The organism is Methylocystis sp. L43, from assembly GCF_015709525.1.
GTDB lineage: Bacteria > Pseudomonadota > Alphaproteobacteria > Rhizobiales > Beijerinckiaceae > Methylocystis.
In genome coordinates this window covers 16567-36955 of sequence record NZ_JADNRA010000012.1, presented here as the reverse complement: position 1 = coordinate 36955, position 20389 = coordinate 16567, and the positions used below count along the sequence as shown (strand labels likewise).

Below are 20389 nucleotides of genomic sequence, written 5' to 3'. Positions count from 1 at the left end.
AGATTCGCTTTCCGACGTGAAAAGTCGGTGCCCCTGCGGTCAGCCAGGCGCCGCCACGATCCGTTCCCGGCTGGCTGTTTCTGAGGTTCTTCGCCCAAGGCGGAACGAAAAACCGTGAAATGCGTTGTCTTGACTGCGATGCGGCGAAGGCTTGGGTTCGATGTGAAAGCCCTGTGGGCGGGCCGCCCAGTTTAGTCCCGAAGCCTAGTGGGTCGCTTCAGCGAATTTGAATAGGACGCTTCCCCCGGCTGAAGATTCCTGATTCGCTCCGCCATTGATTCGACCTCGGGAGGCGAAGATGGCGCGGGAAGCGATCGGCGTGAAGCGGTATGCGGTGCGCTTGAGCGGCGAGGAGCGGGCGCATCTGGAAGCCATGCTGCGCAAGGGCAAGCATGGGGCGAAGACGCTGGTAAAGGCTCATATTTTGCTGAAGGCGGACGTTTCCGAGGCGGGCGAAGGCTTGAGCGACGGCGAGATCATCGAACAATTGGAGACGAGCGCGTCGATGGTCTATCGGGTGCGCAAGCAGCTCGTAGAGGAAGGCTTCGCCGCGGTCTTGACGCGCAAGCCGCACACGCGTCCCTCCGTGCCGCGGATTTTTGACGCGAGAAGGAAGCCAGGCTGATAGCCTTGTCCTGCTCGACGCCGCCGAAAGGCTATGCGCGCTGGACGTTGCGGCTGCTGGAAAAGAAAGTCGTCGAGCTCGAAATCGTCGAGACGGCGAGCGACAGCACGATCGGTCGTGTCTTAAAAAAACATTCTCAAACCCCATCGCAAGCAGCAGTGGGTGATTCCCCCGCAGGCCGACGCCAGCTTCGTCGCGGCGATGGAGGACGTGCTCGACGTTTATCAGCGTCCGCATGATCCCGCGCGGCCGGTGGTCTGTCTCGACGAAACCTCGAAGCAGCTGTTGAAGGAGACACGCGCGCCCATTGCAATGCGGAAAGGCCAGCCGCGGCGTGTCGATTATGAATATGAGCGCAACGGAACCGCCAGCATCTTCATGATCTTCGCGCCGCTCGAGGGACGGCGGGATGCCATCGTAACCGAGCGTCACACGGCGATTGATTACGCCCATGCGCTCAAGCATGTGGCGGACGAGATGTTTCCACGCGCCGAAAAGATCGTACTCGTCCAGGACAATCTGAACACGCACAAGCCTGCGTCGCTTTACCAGGCATTTGCGCCGCAGGAAGCGCGCCGCCTGACCGAGCGCTTCGAATGGCATTACACGCCGAAGCACGGAAGCTGGCTCGACATGGCAGAGAGCGAGCTCAGCGTTCTCTCCTCGCAATGTCTCGACCGGCGTATCGGCGATTTGGCCACCCTGCGCGACGAGGTCGCGGCCTGGGTCGCCGCCCGCAACAAGCATCAAGCCAAGGCCGACTGGCAGTTCACAGCCGACGACGCCCGCGTCAAACTCAAATCCCTCTACCCAATCTTCCCGTTCAAAATCGTTGAATCGGCCCACTAGCCCGCCCGGCGGCCATCTTGCCGGCGATCATGGCCCGCGCCGACGAGAAACGGCTGGCAGAATACGGGAAGGAGCAGATTTATGTTTCGGAAACTTTCAATGGTTGCCGCCTTTGCGGCAACTTTGGCCTTTCCGACGGTCGCGCTCGCCCAGCATCATGACGATCACTGGGATGAGCATGATTTTGTGTCCTGCCGACAGATCTTGAGGCCTGCTCGTATGACCATGACGACCACCACACGGGAGTATTTTGCTGATATTGCTTTAAAGCATACTGATCGAAGTGCCCCCCGAACGAGATTTCATCAGCATCGCAAGAGTCCGTGTGAGCGCGAACCACCGAGGCATTGGACGAGACTGCCAGAACGAGGCTGAGATGACAAGATAGGGCGGACGCGGAAAGCTGCCACCTCGCCGTTTTCCCGAGCGGGTCGCCCCTATTTCGAAGACAATCTGAATTTGCGGGACCCTGCACTTGAACATTGGGCCACGCGCAACATTCTTCCCTGACGCGAGCGTACTTTTTGACCGGAGCGCCGGATGACGACTCTCGATTTAGCCGACCCTCTCCGCCGGGACGTTCTTTACGTCGCGACCGGCGCATGCGCCGTCGTGGCGACGGCGGCCGCGATCTGGCCTTTGATCGATGCGTTGAACCCTGACGCCTCCAGCGTTGCCGCGGGCGCGCCGATCGACGTCGATCTTGGCGGGCTCGAGCCGGGCGGGAAAGTGGTCGTGCGCTGGCGCGGGCTGCCGGTGGTGATCTTCAGCAGGCCAGATGCGGCGCTGGAGAAATTGAAGGACCCCGCGTTGCTCTCCGAGCTTGCCGATCCCGACTCGGAAGTCTTGCAACAGCCGCGCTACGCTCGGAACTGGCATCGCTCGATCGACCCCGCCTACGCCGTTCTCGTCGGCGTCTGCACGCATCTCGGCGGCATTCCGCTCTATTATCCGACCCCGAGCGATGCCGAGCCGACCGCGGACTGGCCCGGAGGGTTTTTCTGCCCTTGCCACGGCTCGAAATTCGATTTGGCCGGCCGCGTCTACAAGGGCGTGCCGGCGCCATATAATCTCCCCACGCCACCGTATCGGATGATCAGCGACAGAATCCTGAGGATTGGTGAGAATCCTTCAGGCGAGAAATTCGAGATCACGTCCGTCGTCCAAATATGAGCCGATGCTCCAGCGCAGGTGAAAAGAGGCCTCGATCTTTTGCAGAGCGCAAGGCGATCGCGGCGAAGCGCGAAATTCCGCATTATTTCCTTACCGAAACAGCTGATCTCCACGATTCGTTATTGCGGCGCCGCGTGAAAGCCCGCGCTAAAGGCCATGCCTCCGATAAACCTCAACTACTCTAGTGGTGAAAAAACCCGCGGCCGTGAGGCTGCGGGCAAGGACAGAGTGTGCCTGTCGCTAGAGGTTAAGCGCCGACGACAAGCCCGGACAAGAATATGGATGGCGCCCTAAAGAGCAAGCGTGGCAGGCTCGTGAAGCGAAGCTTGGCCGATGCTTCCCGCCGCCTCCTTCAGGGGTCACTGCTTGCGCCGCAAATCCTCGGCAGGACTCCATTCGGCGAGATCGTCGAACACGCGCCCCGCATCCCCAGCGCGCTAGTCGGATCCGCTGGATGCGGACGAAGAGCGCGGATGGTGGAGTCGGTGGGAGCGATCATTCGGCCTATTGCACGCCGAAGCCATACTGCTCCGTCGCTCCATAAAGCCGCGCTGCTCGCAGCCTTCTCAATTGGCCGCACGTCAAGCTTGCCAAGCTCTCAGACCGTGGCGAAAGCACGATAAAGAACTTCGAGCCAGGTCGATCTGTCCCAACGATAAACGCATCATGATCGACTCGACGCATCTGAAGCGCGTCGCACGGCGGTAAGCCTTCTAAAAAAGGGGTTCTTTCCCGCTGTATTGGGCGCGCGATAGGCGGGCTGAACCGAAGGCCAGATGAGCGACCACAAGGGCGCCGGCCTTATGTTCCGCGCCCTGCCCAAGGCCAAAACGCTGATCGCCGACAAGGGCTATGACAGCGACGCCTTCCGCGCCGCGCTTAAAGCGCGCGAAACAGCGGCGTCCCGTCGCGCACAGTATCCGCCATGAAAATAGGGCGCGTCAGAATAGGTCAAAAAGCTCGTCGCTGCTTTATGCTTATTGGCGCACGTTCTTGCCAATCAAATTGAAGTCGCGATAATCTATTTTCCATACGGCGGGGCGCGCCAGCGGCATTTTCAACGGATCAACTCTCCGAAAAAACGCCACGCTATATTCATCCGCCGTGGGCGCTGCAACGCCTTACGCGACCTCGAAGGCCTGCGTGGAGGTTAGGCGGTAGCGGTTCTGGACTTGGACGGTGACATGTTCATCGTGGTGGATATTGGCGGCACCAAGACGCGGGTTGCGCGATCCCGCGACCTTGAAACCTTGGACCAAACCGTCATCGTCGCTACGCCCAACGATTATCGATCCGGACGCGACCGACTCATCGCCCTTGCACAGGAACTCAGCGGCGGCGAGCGCGTGGAAGCGCTCGCGGTCGGGGCGCCGGGGGTCATTTCACGCGACAGACGCACGCTCATGCATGCGCCGAATCTTGCCGGCTGGGACGGCGCGTCGCTGGTAGACGATCTGCAACACGTCCTTGGCGCGCCCGTAATACTCGAAAACGACACCGCCATGGTTGGGCTCGGTGAGGCGACATTCGGCGCCGGCAGAGGCGCTACGATCCTCGCTTATGTGACGGTGTCGACCGGAGTCAATGGCGCGCGCATCGTCGATGGCGTCATTGACCGCGCAATATTCAATTTCGTGATCGGCGAGCAGATTCTCGGAACCGTTCTCGATGCGCCTACTCTCGAAGACCTCGTGTCCGGACATGCGATCGGCGAGCGCTTCGGCGCGCCGCCGGAGAGTTTGGCGAAGGATCATCCCGTTTGGGACGAGCTCGCGCGGATCGTCGCCATCGGACTGCACAATACGGTGGCCTATTGGTCGCCTGACCGCTTCGTTATCGGCGGCTCAATGATGAAGGAGGTTGGCGTTTCGATTGACCGAACTCGAAGCGCGCTGCTTCTATTGCGGCGGAAAAATCCAACGAGTCCCGATATTGTTCACGCGTCGCTCGGCGATCTCGGGGGCCTGTGGGGCGGCCTCGCGCGGCTACGAAACAAGAGATGAAGAGCGTCATTACGCTAACAGCAATTGCCGATGGCGCGCGACGCGGCATTTCGACCGGCATGAGCCGTGATGAATGCCGCGTAGCTCCAGGCGAGGTTTTTCGCTGATGTCTGCACGCCGTCGTCGCGACTAAATTGTTCCGCCAACTCGCCGGTCGGCGGCGTATATATTCTGACGGTGGCCATAAACATGTCGCCGCGCTTCAACGCCGCTTCCGCGAGTTTTCGCCGACCTCCCGGCGTGTTGAACGCTTGCCCCGGCATCGCGTCAAACATGCCGGTGAACATCTCGCGCTGCTCCAGAGAAATCTCGATCGCCGCGAGCCGCACCAGGCTTTCGGCGAGCAGGTAGTAGAACTGCGCGACGCCGAGCGTCGAAAAGTAATAGGCGCCGCCACTGAAATAGACGTCGCCGCAATAGCGGCCCATTGCCGGCCCCCAATCGGCGGCGCGATCCTGATTGATCTTGTATTCCGACGTGAAGAGGCTCTCGAGTCGAAGAAGCGTCGAGAGCACCTTGGGGTCGAGCACGCCATGCCGGTCGCCGGAACGCGCGGCATGAATCACGCCGAGTACGACGGCGATGTCGAGACGGCGCGCGTCAGGAATTGTCGAGGGCTGGACGAAATCGGGAAGAAAAGCGCGATAATAGCTCGCATCCTTATCCAAATGCGCGTCAAGGCATCGCGAAATGTCATCTGCGGCGGCTCTGAAGGCGCGCGACCTAGCGGCGTCTCCCTTCTGTTCAAGCCATTCCGCGCCCTCAACGAGCGCCGCAAGCTGAAGCAGACGCGTATAATAATGATGGCCGCGAATTTCCTCCCAGAGATCGAAACAGGCGTCGCGCCAATGATTGAAGGTATAGTCGAGGTCCGCTTCGAGAAGTTGTTCGGCGATGCCTAAATCCGCTCGTTGACGAAACGCTTCCAGACGCCACACCCGCAGCGCCGTCAACGCGCGCAGCGCCGGGCCGTCATTCTGGGGACGCGCCCACCCTAATATGTCGAGCGTTCCGTCAGGATTGTAACGTGCTTCGCCAAGCACGCGGTCGCCGGTCACCTGACGAAGTTCCTTTTCGGAACGAACATGACGCAGGAAATCGGCGCTCACATTTCGGCGAAAATCGCCTCTCTCCGCTACGACGCGGCCATCCAGCCGACAAAGGTCGAGGCTGAATTGCATGAAGTCGGAAATATGATCGAGTGCGTCCGGGCCGAGCGTTCTGTCCTCATAGAGAACGCGTAACGCGTCGATGACGATCGCCGAATCTCGCAGCCAGTGAAAAAAATAATCTGGATCGGGATCGTAGGCCGCGATTTGGGGAGACGCGAGGACCGAGCCGTGCGCAGGACGGATTTGTTGGCCAAGATGCGCGCGAATCTTGACGAGTTGCGTTGCGGAAATCGCGCGAAGCATCGCCTTCGCTGAGAAGGCGCATTGATGCGTCATCCAGTCAAGGAGACTATCGGCGCTCGAACTCATGCCACGCCACTCCGAGAAGAGATCGCTCTACTGCGACCCTTGATTGGTTTACCGCGTCGCCGCTAGCAGATAGGCCGGGCAAGCCGCTGACCAGACACATCCAGCTTGAGGTTCACGACACGCCGGAAAAAGTCGCCCAGCGCAGAAACGCCACTGATCGAGATCAATGCCGAATCCGGCAGTTCCTGTTGGAAATTGGAGATAAATGTTCGCCTCGCTTCGGGCGCGAGCGTTTCGAGAGCGGCGTCGATGATCACCCCCGCGGCTTGTGAAGAAAGAGCCTTGCGAAGGCGAGCGCCTGTTGCTCGGGCGCCGTCAACTCATGATCCCAGCGCGCCACCACGTCGAGAGAGGGAACGAGCCGCGTCAAACCAAGCTGCTCTAGCGCCGAAATGAACTCCTGATTCGAATATTTCGACCATGGATCGGGGTAGCCGAGCGCCAGAGCGCCAGCGATGATGCCGTAGACGCCCAGCTGCCGCCCGACCCCGGAAAGGTCCTTGCGGTTGATCGCGTCGTAAAATGGCTGGCTCCAGGCGTTTAGTTCGATCTGCGCATAGGCTGTTGCGCCGACGATGACCACCAATCCGAGAGCCAGCCAGACAATTGGGTTTCGCTGAGGCGAGACAAGCAGCACATGCGCCATCGCACGGAATTGTGAAAAGAGTCCTGGCTCCAAGATCGTCGCGTCGTCGACTTTCTGTTTCTCTCGTTCTTTTGGTTCATTCATTGGCAGCGTCCTCGTGGAAATCAATAAATCGCCGAGTCATGAAGTGTGTTTGACCAAACATGCGCGGCGACGGCGCTGGCGACAACAATAAACTCGACTGTACCACCGGAAAGTACGGCCGGTTGCCGCTGGAATGCGACGCTTGGCAGCGTTTGGTTCGCAGCGCCAAAAATCGGGTATGCTTTTGATGTTGAGCCATTAGGTCCGAATGGGAGAGTGCTGCGATTGGGTCGCGATGGATAGAATCGAAGCGCTTCTTGCGCGAATGACCCTTGATGAAAAGGTCGGCCAGATCAATCTGGTGACGGCGGGGCAGACCGTGACCGGAGCTCAAGGCTCCGGTGACGTGACGGCGAGCATCCGCGCGGGAAACGTCGGCGGAGTGTTCAATGTCTGGGGTCGCGCGGCGATCGCCGAAATGCAGAAATGCGCGGTCGAGGAAACGCGACTTGGCGTTCCGCTTTTTTTCGCCCTCGACGTGCTTCATGGGCACAAGACGATTTTTCCCATTCCGCTCGCCGAGGCCTGCGCGTTCGACCCGTCTCTGTGGGAGAGAACGGCGCGCGCGGCGGCGCGGGAGGCCTCGGGCGACGGGATTGATCTTACCTTCGCGCCCATGCTCGACGTGACGCGAGATCCCCGTTGGGGACGGATTGCCGAAGGTCCTGGCGAAGACCCCTTCGTCGCAACGAAATTCGCGGAAGCGAAAGTCCGGGGCTTTCAGGGCGCCGATCTCGGGAACGCCATGGCGATAGCCGCCACTGCCAAACACTTCTGCGGCGGTGGGGCGGCCACGGCCGGCCGCGACTATGCGCCAGTCGATATTTCCGAACGGACTTTGCGTGAAGTTTATCTGCCGCCTTTTAAGGCGGCCGTGGCCGCAGGATGCGCCGCGATCATGCCGGCGTTCAACAGCGTCGCCGGAATTCCGATGACGGCCGCGACAAAGCTGCTGCGCGACTATGTCAGGGGTGAACTCGGTTTCGAAGGAGTGGTTGTCAGCGACTACACCGCCATCCCGGAGTTGATCGAACATGGCGTCGCGGCCGATGTCGTCGAGGCGGCGGCGCTCGCTCTTAGAGCCGGCGTCGACATGGATATGGTGAGCGGCGCCTTTCTTCGTCTGCCGGAGGCGCTGGCGCGCGGACTGGTGTCGATTGCCGATATCGACGCCTCTGCGCGTCGCGTTCTCGCACTCAAACAGAAGCTTGGCCTATTGGACGATCCCTATCGACGTGTGTCTATATCAGCTGTCCCACAATTCGATACAAAGAATTTGGCGCTGGAAGCGGCGCGGCGCGCAATCGTGCTTCTTACCAATGACGGGACTTTACCTCTTTCGCCAAAAGCGAAGCGGATCGCAGTCATCGGGCCACTCGCAGAGACGCGCTCTGAAATGCTGGGGCCATGGGCGGCGACAGGCGACCCTGACAAGGGCATTACAATTCTTGACGGCCTTCGCGCATTGCTTCGCGATTGCGACATCATGCATGAATCGGGGGGCGGAATTGACCGTGCCGATTCTGGCGCAATCCACGCGGCTTGCGCGTTATGCGAACAGGCGGAGTTGATCGTCCTTTGTGTTGGAGAAGCGTCCTGGATGAGCGGCGAGGCTGCGAGTCGCGCGTCACTCGATCTACCGGGTCGACAGCGAGAGCTCGCGGAACGCGTTCTCTCGATTGGGAAGCCCGTCGTCGTCATTCTTTGTTCTGGACGTCCATTGACCGCGCCATGGCTGGTTGAGCGTGCGCAAGCCGTGTTGGCGACATGGTTTCTCGGTCACATGGCGGGCGCCGCCATCGCAGACGTTCTGACCGGGCGGTTCAATCCCACCGGGCGTCTCGCCGTGACGTGGCCTCGGGACGTTGGCCAAATCCCGATATCATACAGTGAACGCTCGTCGGGCCGGCCTTTCGATTCTTCCAATCCCTTCACGTGCAGATATCTCGATCTTTCAAGCGAACCACTCTTTCCTTTTGGTCACGGCCTTTCTTATGCGCATGTCGTTTTGAGCAATCTGCGCGTGGAGCCCAGAACCTTCAGGCTGGAAGATGCAGTTCGGATTTGCGTGGACGCGCGCAACGAGGGCGACGTCGCCGCTGAAAGCACGATTTTTCTCTTCGTGCGCGACCGGGTCGCCACAGTCGCGCGGCCTGCGCTCGAACTGAAGAACTGGAGCAAAGTTTTGCTCGACGCAAAAGAGACCAAGACGGTCGCGCTTACCCTGTCGACGAGCGAACTCCGCTACCTTTCCGAGAACTTCACTTGGGTGGCTGAAGCAGGTGAATTCGAGATCTGCGTTGGCCTTGATGCACAACGAAGCTCAATCTTGACCCAGAGAGTGGTTCTTTTGTGAACCTTGCGCCGCCTATAGCACGATCGAAGGTCATACACGCAGTGTCGCGGGATTTATCGCCGGTAAACTGCGACGCTTAGGCAAAAGCGTGGATGTCGTCGATTGGATCGGGTCGCTTGCGCCCGAGGCGCGCAAAAAAACTTTTTCACATCCTCGAAAAAGAATTGGCGACGACGACCCTCGTTTGTATCTGCGTACCGCAGGCGCAGGACAAGTTCTACGCGCGTGTTCTGCACTCAGCGTCTCACGGTCCCTTGCCCGCCTCGTGCTTCGACCCCGAAAAAGGAGGAAGTCGTTTCTGCGAGCCCACGCTAAAACATATCCTGGCGAAGCAAGCAGCTTCGCCGTCTGAAAATGTTACAGAATGAGAATTTCGCATCCGTTCGCGCGCCACGGCTGATTCCAGTTTGGCATGACGAGCACCCAAGACCTGCAGGATCCGTCGACGATGACAGCCAATCAGATACGCCGCGTCATCCCCAGCCAAAAACGGGCGCTGTCGGACGCGGAGCTGATCGATCTCGTGCAGCGGCAGACAGTCCTTTATTTTTTGGGACGGGTGCATCCATCGAGCGGCCTTGCGCGCGATAGCAGAGGGCTCCATTCGGATCCAAAGGATGATGCAGTCGCGGTCGGCGGTTCAGGCTTTGGCGTCATGGCCATCATCGTCGCAAGGAAAGAGGATGGATTACGCGGGAGGACGCCGTAGCGCGTCTTGCGCTCATGCTCGATCTCCTCGAGCGCGCGACTTGCCACCAAGGACATTTTCCGCACTTTATGAATGGTCGCAATGGCGCCACTGTGTCGTTCAGCCGAAAGGACGATGACGGGCTGATATCGTCGAGACCTCGTTTCTTTTTCAGGGACTGCTGCGAGGCCGCGGCGGCTTCTTCGATCACATCGGATCTATCGAATCCCCGCGAAGCGATCTACTCCGTCACGACAACTTGCTTTTATGTCGGCTACGCGCGCGCAACCATTGATCCTCCGTCTCCCTGAGCCAAGTAACGCCTGTGCCAGAACAGCCATGCAGCCGGATAAGACAACAATCGAAAGAGCGTTTGACCTTGCTCGCTCCGGAGCGAGTCGCACGATCACTGAGCTCATCGCGCGCCTTGATCGCGAAGGCTGTGACGGGCATCAGATCCAAGGGCGCTTTCTCCGAAAGCAATTCACGGCTTTGATGGAGGCGGAAGCTAATGCGCCTGATGGGAATTGCTCATATGAGACGCGAGCCATGGCTGTGAAAACTGACCAGAATTCCGCATTACCGCAAGCGGCGGGAGCGCCGGGCGAACCTCAGCGCTGGTGTTCGTGCCACCACTTCAGAGCAATGCTAGCGTTGCTTGTTACGCTTGTGCCATGGCAGCTAGCTGCAACGACCTGGCATTATATCGATCCTCTCCTCACATTTATTTCAGCGAGGGTGAATGCAGTTCGTTTCGACCATCATCTGTCCGTTGCGGCCTTCGATCGGCTGAGGCGATGCCGCCTGACGCCTGCCAAATCATTGGTGAATGCAAAGGATGTGGCGCGCTGCTGAGGCCGAAGGCGGGAGATTGCTGTGTCTTCTGCTCATATGGCAACGTGCCATGCCCGCCGATTCAGGAAGCAAAGGAGCGCGGGCGCGCCGGCGGATGCTGTTCTCAGGCTTAGAGGCCTGCCGATTGCCATCACAGTCTGGTAAGCGCCAACGACGCGATGGTGGCGCCGACTTCGGCTCCGGCGGAGGGATTGTACTGCGATTTGGACAATCGCGCTTGGTGGAGATCAGCGCTTTCGCGCGTATCAACCGCTTGCCCAGCTCGGCATCTTGCCCGCATTGAAGACTGGCGCTTGGATTTGCTGAGTCTCCTCAGAACGACTTGAGTGAAAAAGGCTGGAGAAATGAGCTCCGAAAGATCCGGTCACTTGAATCATCGCCTGACAATTTCGGTCGACGACCAATTCATCCGAGCTCTGAAAGCTTACATGAAAGCGAGACGATACGCAGGCGTTTCTGAGGCAATTAGAGATCTCGCTTGGGGCGCCTTTATGGAGGTCGAGATTGCGGTCTCAGAAGATGAAAAGTGCATGGCTGCTCTGGCGTATGCCTATGATTTCAAAACACGAAACCTAGCCAGCAGACTTGGCGGCCTTTATGCCGAATCTGAACTTGTCGTTTCCGTTTCAAAAAGCCAATCCTCGGCCAGAAAATTTGTGGAAGTGGCCATCTTAAAGGGCCAAAGAAAAGATGTAGAGCAATTCGCAAAAAAAATACTCGCAGAGCGAGGCGTTACCGACGGTCAATTGAGTCTTTTTCGTATTTGAACCGCTACTACTGCGGAAAAGTCATGTGTGACCCATTTGCCACAGATGGCGCACAATCGCGATGCCGTCGAAAAATCACCCTTCAACTTTGGCGGTTAACGTCTGAGAATAAGCTGAATTACATAATTCCTCATACGTGAGCCGCCCCGTGAACCGCCGTCTTCTGACCTCTACCTCTCGTTTCGTCCTTATAGTCAGTTTGGCGTCGTTCGCGGGCGATGCCCTTGCTCAGACGGCATTGCCGACAATCAATGTTGGCGGACACGCGGCGAAGCGGACGACGCATAGGCAGGCGGCGCGTCCGCAAGGCCCTGCGCGGCCAACCACGCTTGTCGAAGTCGCGCCGGGGCCTTCGTCAGAGCAGGATACCGCGCTCGGGCCGAAGATCGATTATCCGACGGGTCCGAAGGAAATGAATTCGTCGAGCGAAAGGTTTTTTACTGGCGGACAGGTCAACGCCATCCCCTTCTATCGTCCTGGAGAGGCGCTCGAAGTCGTGCCGGGTCTGGCCGTGACCCAGCACAGCGGCGAGGGCAAGGCCAACCAATATTTTCTACGCGGCTTTGATCTCGATCACGGTACCGATCTCGCGCTTTATCTCGACGGCATGCCCATCAACATGCGCACCCATGGCCATGGCCAAGGCTGGGCCGATGCGAATTTCATTATGCCCGAATTGCTCGCGTCGGTGGATGCCCGGAAGGGTCCCTATAACGTCGAGGATGGCGACTTTTCGAACGCCGGCACAATCCGCATGCAGTATTTGAATAGGGCGCCTCAAGGCGTTTTCACGACGAGCGCCGGCGAATTCGGTTTCGCGCGCCAGTTCGGCATGAAGTCATGGGCTTTCATGGGCGGCGACATTCTCGGAGCCGCAGAGGCGTCCGTTTATGATGGCCCCTGGGTCGTTCCAAACAGAGCGCGCAAGGTCAACGCGGTGTTGCGCTGGATTCGCGGCGCCGAGGCCGACGGCGTCGGCATTACCGGCATGGCCTATGCCAATCGGTGGAACTCGACCGACCAGATTCCCTTGCGCGCCGTTGAGCAAGGACTGATGTCTCGTTGGGGGACGATGAACCCGACGGATGGCGGCGACGCGACGCGGTTCAGCATATCCGGCCACTGGAGCCAGCTCAGCGAAACGAACTATTCTCGAATCGAGGGTTACGCTGTTCATTCGACGTTGGATTTGTTCAGCGACTTCTCCTATTTTCTGAGTCATCCCGTTCTTGGCGACCAATTCCGTCAGTTCGATCGAAGAACGATCCTGGGTTCGAACGGCATTCACGGCATTAAGTTCAACGTGGCGGAAACGCCCTTCGAATTGCGCTTCGGCTACCAGACGCGCTGGGACGACATCCGGGTAGGATTACAGGACACTTACATCCGTAGGCCTTACGATACCGTGCGCAACGATCGCGTGGGCGAGGCGAATTTTAGCTTATTCAGCGACATAAAAACCAAATGGACTCCCTGGCTGACGACCGTCGTCGGCACGCGCTGGGATTATTATTGGGCGAGCGTCGGCGGCATTCAGACCTACTTAGCGTCACCCATCGTTGGTTTCGTCGGTGACAATCCGGCTCAACCGGTCCGCCTATGGACCGCCCCGTTTAACAACGGGGCGAGCACTGGACAACTGCTCAGCCCCAAGGCGTCGGTGATCATCAATCCGTTCGACGACAAGACTGATTTCTATCTCAACTTTGGGCGCGGCTTCCATTCGACGGACGCGCGCGGCACGACGCAGACGTTTTCAACAACCGAAGCGTCGGACGATCTCGGCTATGTGTTCGCGCAACGTCGACCCCTGCTTTCGCCGTCAACGGGCGCTGAAGTCGGCATGAAGACCAGAGCGATCGATAATCTGGAGTCAGCGCTGACGCTCTTCTGGATCCAGCTTCAGTCGGAAAACGTCTTTGCTGGCGACGAAGGCAATACAGTATTTGGCCCTCCGAGTCGCCGCATCGGGTTTGAATTCACGAACCATTATCGGCCGGTTTCTTGGTTGAGTTTCGAAGGCGACCTGACCATGACAGATGCGCGTTTCCTTGGTTTCGATAAGGATCAGGCAGACCTCTACCTTCAGCTGCTACAGCCTGACGCGCTGCCCTGGGGAACGTTTCTTGGAAACAAGCCCGGGAATTTTCTGATCAACGCCGCGCCTATTATTGCGACCGCGGTTCTGGAACTGGGCGAACCGACAGGCTGGTTTGGCGCGCTGAAATATCGGTATATCGGCCCGCGGGCTTTGACCCAGGACGGCTTCTTCAAAAGCCCCGCGATCGGCACGGTGAATGCGCGCATAGGTTATCGCTGGAAGGAGGGTTGGAAATTCCAGCTCGACGTCTTCAACATGCTCAACTCGCGTTCGATGTCGATCGCTTATGGATATGGCTCATTGATTGGAACGGACCTGCTCTACCAAGCCTGCAACGGCCTCATAGCCGTGCCGGTGACGGGCGCCAACTGCGGCGTTGGCCGGATGGATATTCACGCGCATCCGATTGAGCCGCCGGCCTGGCGCCTCACTTTCGGCGGACCGATTGAATTTGATCCGTCCGTCAAGGGCCCCGACCTGATGGAGCCTTTCAATCTCGTAAAATTCTGGGAATGAGTGTCGTTGCCTCATCGCGCGCTATCGGAGCCTGCGCGTGCCGATCGCGCGGACCTTTGAAGGGCGTTCCGAGGCGACGCGCTGACTGGGAACAGGTTGATTTGATAACTCCAGCGCTTATTGTGTTGTCTCCGCAGGACCTGCAGCCATCTCCCAGGACCGAATGTTTGATGCTCAGCAAACGACCGCGCGACCTCATCCTGAGGGCATGCTTGAGCATGGCGACAGCCTTGGGGCTTAGCGGCTGTGCTCTCACGCCCCCTGGCACGACGGACGAGCAAGCCAAGCTGAGCGAAGTTTCCGAGCACTTCGAGCCGCCGATTGAGGCTCGGGAGTTGCCGGCTTTGCCTGCGGTTGCCAACTGGCGCGACGTCCTGCACAGGGCGTTCCTGGCCAACGGCGAATTGGAATCGGCCTATTTCGAGTGGAAGGCGGCTTTGGCCCGGGTCGACCGGGACGCGACCTGGCCCAACACCAATTTGATGTTCGGCTACCGCTATCTGTTTTCGCGTGACCAGATGAAGACATGGGACCGCATGACGCTCAGCGGCTCCTTCATGCCGTCCACGACCCTGCAGTTGCCGATCAAAACGTGGACCGCTGGAAAAGTAGCGCTGGAGGCGGCCAGAGCGGCCAGCGAGAGATTTCGAACCGTCAAGTTCGAGCTTCAGCGGAAGGTTCTCACCGCTTATTTGGATTTGGCGCTGGCCAGGGAAAAAGTCCGCATCGAGCGCGACAACGTAAATCTTCTCAAGCTCTTGACGAGCTCGGCCGCCGCTCGGAGCCAAGCTGGCGCTCCCCTGCAAGACATGCTGAAGGCCCAGACCAACTGGGAGCTGGCGAAGAACAACCTGCTGAACCTGGAAGCCGAGGTCCGCTCGGCGCGCAGCAAGCTCAACGGTCTTCTTGCTCGCGACGCCGAGGAGCCGCTGAACCTTCCGCCGACTTTGCCCGCCGCGCGTCCCGTGATCGGTAATGATGCTCGCCTCATAGAGGTCGCCGTCGACCAAAACCCGGAATTGGCCGCTCTCGCCCGCCAAGTGGCCGGACGCAAGGACGCCATAGATCTCGCCAGGCTGGAATTTCTGCCGGATTTCGTGCCATCCGGGAGCATCACCGGCAACATTGAAAGAACTGCCGAAATGTTTGTGATGGTGCCGACGAGGATCCCGGCGATTCTCGCGATGATCCGGGACACGGAGGCGATGGCGCGGTCATCGGAAGCAGTCCTGCGGCAAACTGAGAGGGACCGCGCTGCGACCTTCGTCGCCAACCTTTACTTCATGCGCAACGCAGAGCGACAAACGAGTTTTTACCGGCGGCGGCTGGTCCCTGTCGTCGAGCAACTGATCAACAGTTCGCGCGAAGCTTACGCAGCGGGAAGCGTGCAGTTCGCGGATCTCATCGACAGCCAGCGGACTTATATTTCAGTGCGAGTCTTGGTCGCCGAAGCCAGGATCGAGCGAGAAAAGCGGCTGGCGGAACTCGAAGCTCTTGCGGGCGTGGACATAGAAACGCTCGGTCGGCCAGAGATGGCGCCGCCGGAGCCGCCAGAATAAGCCTCTCGGCAATAACCTGGACTGCAATAGGCCGGAGCGGCGACACATGACCACAATGGGGATACGCATGCCGGCAAAGCGACGCGGAAGTTTGAGCGGGCTGGCGCTCGCGACGCTGTTGGCTTCCAGCGTCGCTTACAGAGTTAGCGGGCAAGAAACTGGGGCGCCGGACAACACCATGTCCCAGATGAAAATGCCGACATCGAAGGATGCGTCCAAGGTTGGCGCGCTGCCGCCGGGCTATGCGGAAGTCAGCATTGCTGCAGATGTTCAGCAGCGCATCGGGGTCACGCTGGGAACCGTGCGCCGGACGCCGTTGACAATGACGATACGCACTGTCGGGATCGTGCGCCCGGATGAAACCAAACTCGCGCACATTCACCTGAAAACGGAAGGATGGGTCGAGAAGTTGTTTATTACCTTCACCGGACAGAAAGTGAAAGCTGGCGAACCGATGCTCTCGATTTACAGCCCCGCCTTCTACGCGGCGCAACGGGAGTTCTTGGTGGCGCTGCAGTATAGCAGGTCCGCGCCCTCGTCGGGTCAGCAAAACGTGGTCGACACTGCCCGCCAACGGTTGGCGCTATGGGACGTTCCAAAGAATACGATCCAGGCGCTGGAGAAGACCGGGAAGCCGAGCAAATCACTTATCATGCGCAGCCCGATTTCGGGGACGATTTTGGAAAAGAAGACGTTCGAAGGCCAATACGTCGCACCCCAAGGCGAATTATATGTGGTCGGCGACCTTTCGACAGTGTGGGTGCAGGGCAAGGTCTTCGCGTATGAATTGCCGCATATTGCGCTCGGAATGCCGGCGACGGTCACATTTCCGTCGTTGGCGACGCGAAATTTCATCGGCAAAATTGTGTTTATCGATCCGGTCGTCGACGAGATGACCCGATCGGTGCAAGTTCGCGTGGAAGTGCCCAATCCCAATGGACTGATCAAGCCCGGCATGTTTGCTCATGTCTTGATCAGCCACGTCATGGGTAGTGGTTTGACCGTTCCAACATCCGCCGTCATCCGCACCGGCGAGCGCAACATAGCCTTTCGCGCCGTCTCCGCCGATCGCTTCGTGCCGGTGCAGGTCGAGATCAGCCCCTTGCGGTTCGACGATCGATTTCAGATTCTCGGGGGGCTCAAAGCCGGGGACGAAGTGGTCACTTCCGCCAACTTCCTCATCGACTCGGAAAGCCGATTGCGCGCCGGCGGCGGCGGCATGGTCGGTATGCCCGGGATGGGTGTTGACGAAAAAGGCGCCGGCGAAAAGCCCCCGAAGCAAAAGGACACGAAGGGCGCGCCGGAAGAGGACGCCGATCACTCCAAGATGCGGCACTGACGTGGCCTCCCGATTCCACCGACGCGCCTCAAAGGCTAGGCCATGATCGCCCGCATCATCGAATTCAGCGCTCGCAACGCTTTCCTTGTCCTCTTGCTGGTCGTCGCCATCCTTGGGGGCGGGTTATGGGCTGTCCTCAAAACGCCCCTTGATGCGCTTCCGGATCTGTCGGACGTGCAGGTGATCGTTTCCACCCAATGGGAAGACCGCAGCCCCAATATCATTGAAGACCAAATCACCTATCCGATCGTCACGCAGCTTCTCTCCACTTCCCATGTCAAAGCGGTTCGGGCCAGCAGCTTCTATGGCGAGTCCCTGGTTTATGTGATCTTCGAAGATGGTACGGATCTCTATTGGGCGCGCACCAGGGTTTTGGAATATCTCAGCGGCATGGCCGGCAAGCTGCCGCCGGGCGTTTCACCCAAGCTCGGACCGGACGCGACCGGCGTTGGATGGGCGTTTGAATACGCCCTGATCGATAAGACAGGCAAACACTCGTTGGCCGATCTTCGGACGTTGCAGGATTGGCAGGTCCAATACCAAATTCGAGCCGTTCCGGGTGTAGCGGAAGTGGCCGCCGTCGGCGGCCTCGTGAAGCAATATCAGGTCACGATCGATCCGGACAAGCTGCTGGCGTACAGGATACCGATCAATAAGGTGGTCGAACAAGTTCGCCGAAGCAATCAAGAGGTCGGCGGGCGGGTATTGGAGTTCACGGGCAAAGAATACATGGTGCGCGGCAGAGGCTATATTCAGAAGCCCGCCGACATTGAGAACGTGGCGGTGGGGGCGCAGTCTGACGGGACGCCCATTCTCGTGCGGGACGTAGGGTTCGTCCAGATCGGCCCGGACATCCGCCGGGGAGTGGCGGACCTCAATGGCATGGGCGATGTCGCTGGCGGCATTGTCGTGGTCCGCTATGGCGTTAGCGTCTATGACGTGTTGAACCGCGTCAAAGAAGTGATCAAGGACACGGTCCAACCATCCTTGCCTGAAGGCGTGGAGCTGGTCGTCACCTATGACCGCTCCGAGCTTATCAAGCACTCGGTGGAGACGCTGCGCGAGAAGCTCATCGAGGAGGGCATCATCGTCAGCCTGGTCTGCCTGGTGTTCTTGTTCCACCTCCGCAGCGCCCTTGTCGCGATCATTACGCTCCCCCTGGCGGTCCTGATGGCGTTGGTGGCGATGCAATGGATCGGGCTCACGAGCAACATCATGAGCTTGGGCGGCATCGCCATCGCCATCGGGGCGATGGTGGATGCTGCCATCGTAATGATCGAGAACGCCCACAAACACATCGAGCGTGAGCAGGCAAAGCCTCCCGAAGAGCGTCGCCCGCGGCTCGAAGTCGTGATCGAAGCCGGCAGGGAGGTGGGGCCGTCGCTATTCTTCTCGCTTTTGATTATCACCGTAAGTTTCCTGCCGGTTTTTGCCCTTCAGGACCAGGAGGGGCGGTTATTCAAGCCGCTCGCCTACACCAAGTCGTTCAGCATGTTCTTTGCGGCGATCCTGTCGATCACCGTCACGCCGTTCCTTATGGTGCTGCTGATCCGCGGCAAGCTTCCACCTGAAGAAGCAAATCCGATCAACCGCTTCTTGATTTGGATCTATCAGCCGGTCGCCAAGCTAGCGTTGAAATTCCGTTACGCGATGGTCATCGTGGCGCTACTCGCTATTGCCGCGATCGTGCCGATCTACGCCAGTCTGGGCAGCGAATTCATGCCGCCGCTGTGGGAGGAATCGATCCTTTTCATGCCTGCGACGCTGCCGGGGTCGTCGATCCAGACGATGAAGCAGACCATCCAGGAGCAGGATAAGATTTTGATGGACTTCCCAGAAGTCGCCACCGTCTTCGCCAAGGCCGGGCGGGCCAATAGCGCCACCGACCCCGCGCCGCTCGAAATGGTCGAGACAGTTATCTCCCTCAAGCCCGAGGACCAGTGGCGCAAGGGCATGACCTCCGAGAAGCTCATCGGCGAAATGAACCAGGCGCTGAAAACGAATATCCCGGGCTTCTCCAACAGTTGGACCATGCCGATCAAAGCGCGCATCGACATGCTCTCCACCGGCATTCGGACTCCCATCGGGGTGAAAGTGTTTGGGCCGGACCTTGCGGAAATAGGGCGGATACTCACGCAAGTTGAAGCCGCCGTGAGCTCGGTCCCGGGCACGCGAAGCGCCTTCGCCGAACGCGTGAGCCAAGGCTATTACCTGGACTTCGACATCGATCGTGCGGCCATCGCCCGCTATGGGCTATCGGTGATGGACGTGCAGGACGTCATCGTGGCGGCGGTGGGCGGCGCCAATCTCACGCAAACGATCGAGGGCCGCCAGCGCTTCCCAGTGAACGTCCGCTATGGGCGCGAATTACGCGACGATCTTGGCAAGTTGCGACGGGTGCTGGTCGCCACGCCGACGGGGACTCAAGTGCCCTTAGAAGAATTGGCTGAACTGCGTTTCGTGGATGGCCCGACCTTGATTAAGAGCGAAGCGGCGCAGCTTGTCGGCTACGTCTATGTGGATGTGGCGGGTCGGGACACCGGCGGCTACATGGATGACGCCCGAAAGGCGGTCGCCGAGATGGTTAAGCTGCCTCCGGGCTACAGGCTGGAATGGAGCGGCTCGTTCGAAGGAATGCAGCGGGCGGGGCGGATGCTGAAATATGTCATCCCGATTACGCTGGCCCTCATCGCCGTGCTGCTCTACCTGAACGCTCGGTCGCTGCCTAAAGTGCTCATCGTGCTGACTGCTGTCCCTTTTTCCTTAGTCGGCGCGTTTCTGCTGTTGTGGCTGTTGGGCTATCATCTCAGCGTGGCGGTTTGGGTGGGGATCATCGCCCTGGCCGGTGTGGACGCCGAAACCGGCATGGTGATGCTTCTGTATTTGGATGTGGCCTTTGAACGCTGGAAGCGGGAGGGCCGAATGAACAGCATCGGCGAACTGGAAGGCGCTGTGATGGAAGGCGCCGTTCAGCGCGTTCGGCCGAAAATGATGACGGTTCTCGCGATCCTGATGGGGCTCCTGCCCATCATGTGGGGCAGCGGGACGGGGTCTGACGTGATGAAGCGGATCGCCGCCCCGATGGTGGGCGGGGTCGTCACGAGTTTTATCCTAGAGCTGTTGATCTATCCGGCCATCTATGTCCTTTGGAAATGGTGGAGCGACGTGCGGCACGCGCATGCAGCCGTTAAGTGAAAAATGAACTCGGCTCTGGTTCACATTCAGTCGTAATACTCGTGATAAATGTTCATTTCGGCCTGACTTCAGCAGCGGCGACTGATAGCTAAGCAATGCGCCTACCAAACAGGCTTGTTCGCTAGCTTCGCTGTATTAGGCTCAAGCAAGCA

At 59.1% G+C, this 20389-nt stretch carries 13 protein-coding genes and 2 pseudogenes; 12 read left to right on the top strand and 3 right to left on the bottom strand.

The window, feature by feature from the left end; all coding sequences use genetic code 11:
• Window positions 1–319 precede the first annotated feature (319 nt).
• The 4 genes and pseudogenes from IYX23_RS01195 (at window position 320) to IYX23_RS01180 (ending at window position 4650) form a co-directional block, all read left to right on the top strand.
• A pseudogene (locus IYX23_RS01195) lies at window positions 320–1474 on the top strand (IS630 family transposase).
• Window positions 1475–2014: 540 nt separating this feature from the next.
• Entirely contained in the window at window positions 2015–2647 is a 633-nt protein-coding gene (gene petA, locus IYX23_RS01190; protein ID WP_154453889.1) for a ubiquinol-cytochrome c reductase iron-sulfur subunit, read from the top strand.
• Between the two features lie 776 nt (window positions 2648–3423).
• Window positions 3424–3576, top strand: coding sequence for a hypothetical protein (locus IYX23_RS01185; protein ID WP_154453888.1), 153 nt, complete (start codon window positions 3424–3426; stop codon window positions 3574–3576).
• 255 nt (window positions 3577–3831) lie between these two features.
• Window positions 3832–4650 carry an ROK family protein gene (locus tag IYX23_RS01180; protein WP_154453887.1) on the top strand — a complete coding sequence of 273 codons (819 nt, stop codon included), beginning with the start codon at window positions 3832–3834 and terminating at the stop codon, window positions 4648–4650.
• 14 nt (window positions 4651–4664) lie between these two features.
• Here the strand turns inward: IYX23_RS01180 and IYX23_RS01175 are convergent, their stop codons facing one another.
• The 3 genes from IYX23_RS01175 to IYX23_RS01165 all read right to left on the bottom strand — a co-directional run bounded on the left by IYX23_RS01175 (window position 4665) and on the right by IYX23_RS01165 (window position 6861).
• Window positions 4665–6131 (bottom strand): glycoside hydrolase family 15 protein, encoded by a 1467-nt coding sequence (locus IYX23_RS01175; protein ID WP_154453886.1) that lies wholly within the window; start codon window positions 6129–6131, stop codon window positions 4665–4667.
• A 62-nt stretch (window positions 6132–6193) separates the two neighbouring features.
• Window positions 6194–6388: a hypothetical protein gene (locus IYX23_RS01170; protein WP_154453885.1), complete on the bottom strand. Its 195-nt coding sequence runs from the start codon at window positions 6386–6388 to the stop codon at window positions 6194–6196.
• On the bottom strand, window positions 6385–6861 hold the full coding sequence (locus tag IYX23_RS01165) for a hypothetical protein (protein WP_154453884.1): 477 nt from the start codon (window positions 6859–6861) through the stop codon (window positions 6385–6387). Before IYX23_RS01165 ends, IYX23_RS01170 begins: the two co-directional genes overlap by 4 nt.
• A 235-nt stretch (window positions 6862–7096) precedes the next feature.
• Here IYX23_RS01165 and IYX23_RS01160 point away from each other — a divergent pair, with 235 nt between their 5' ends.
• From IYX23_RS01160 to IYX23_RS01130, 8 genes and pseudogenes are all read left to right on the top strand, one after another.
• Window positions 7097–9217: a glycoside hydrolase family 3 N-terminal domain-containing protein gene (locus tag IYX23_RS01160; RefSeq protein ID WP_154453883.1), complete on the top strand. Its 2121-nt coding sequence runs from the start codon at window positions 7097–7099 to the stop codon at window positions 9215–9217.
• A 448-nt stretch (window positions 9218–9665) separates the two neighbouring features.
• Window positions 9666–9926, top strand: coding sequence for a hypothetical protein (locus tag IYX23_RS01155; RefSeq protein WP_195838299.1), 261 nt, complete (start codon window positions 9666–9668; stop codon window positions 9924–9926).
• A 721-nt stretch (window positions 9927–10647) separates the two neighbouring features.
• Window positions 10648–10873: pseudogene (locus tag IYX23_RS20055) on the top strand (GDCCVxC domain-containing (seleno)protein).
• 213 nt (window positions 10874–11086) lie between these two features.
• Window positions 11087–11527, top strand: coding sequence for a nickel-responsive transcriptional regulator NikR (gene nikR / locus IYX23_RS01150; RefSeq protein WP_154453882.1), 441 nt, complete (start codon window positions 11087–11089; stop codon window positions 11525–11527).
• Between the two features lie 238 nt (window positions 11528–11765).
• Window positions 11766–14144 (top strand): TonB-dependent receptor, encoded by a 2379-nt coding sequence (locus tag IYX23_RS01145; protein ID WP_246716399.1) that lies wholly within the window; start codon window positions 11766–11768, stop codon window positions 14142–14144.
• 218 nt (window positions 14145–14362) lie between these two features.
• Window positions 14363–15703: a TolC family protein gene (locus IYX23_RS01140; RefSeq protein WP_246695827.1), complete on the top strand. Its 1341-nt coding sequence runs from the start codon at window positions 14363–14365 to the stop codon at window positions 15701–15703.
• A 46-nt stretch (window positions 15704–15749) separates the two neighbouring features.
• The gene (locus tag IYX23_RS01135; RefSeq protein ID WP_246695826.1) at window positions 15750–17042 is read left to right on the top strand and encodes an efflux RND transporter periplasmic adaptor subunit; all 1293 of its coding nucleotides are present in this window, start codon (window positions 15750–15752) and stop codon (window positions 17040–17042) included.
• Window positions 17043–17084: 42 nt separating this feature from the next.
• The gene (locus tag IYX23_RS01130; protein WP_196391687.1) at window positions 17085–20237 is read left to right on the top strand and encodes a CusA/CzcA family heavy metal efflux RND transporter; all 3153 of its coding nucleotides are present in this window, start codon (window positions 17085–17087) and stop codon (window positions 20235–20237) included.
• Window positions 20238–20389: the final 152 nt, after the last annotated feature.

Excerpts from the sequence above, each read along its gene's own strand:
- petA (WP_154453889.1), top strand. The coding sequence starts at position 2,015 with ATGACGACTCTCGATTTAGCCGACCCTCTCCGCCGGGACGTTCTTTAC.
- IYX23_RS01185 (WP_154453888.1), top strand. The coding sequence starts at position 3,424 with ATGAGCGACCACAAGGGCGCCGGCCTTATGTTCCGCGCCCTGCCCAAG.
- IYX23_RS01180 (WP_154453887.1), top strand. The coding sequence starts at position 3,832 with ATGTTCATCGTGGTGGATATTGGCGGCACCAAGACGCGGGTTGCGCGA.
- IYX23_RS01175 (WP_154453886.1), bottom strand. The coding sequence starts at position 6,131 with ATGAGTTCGAGCGCCGATAGTCTCCTTGACTGGATGACGCATCAATGC.
- IYX23_RS01165 (WP_154453884.1), bottom strand. The coding sequence starts at position 6,861 with ATGAATGAACCAAAAGAACGAGAGAAACAGAAAGTCGACGACGCGACG.
- IYX23_RS01160 (WP_154453883.1), top strand. The coding sequence starts at position 7,097 with ATGGATAGAATCGAAGCGCTTCTTGCGCGAATGACCCTTGATGAAAAG.
- IYX23_RS01155 (WP_195838299.1), top strand. The coding sequence starts at position 9,666 with ATGACAGCCAATCAGATACGCCGCGTCATCCCCAGCCAAAAACGGGCG.
- IYX23_RS01140 (WP_246695827.1), top strand. The coding sequence starts at position 14,363 with ATGGCGACAGCCTTGGGGCTTAGCGGCTGTGCTCTCACGCCCCCTGGC.
- IYX23_RS01135 (WP_246695826.1), top strand. The coding sequence starts at position 15,750 with ATGACCACAATGGGGATACGCATGCCGGCAAAGCGACGCGGAAGTTTG.
- IYX23_RS01130 (WP_196391687.1), top strand. The coding sequence starts at position 17,085 with ATGATCGCCCGCATCATCGAATTCAGCGCTCGCAACGCTTTCCTTGTC.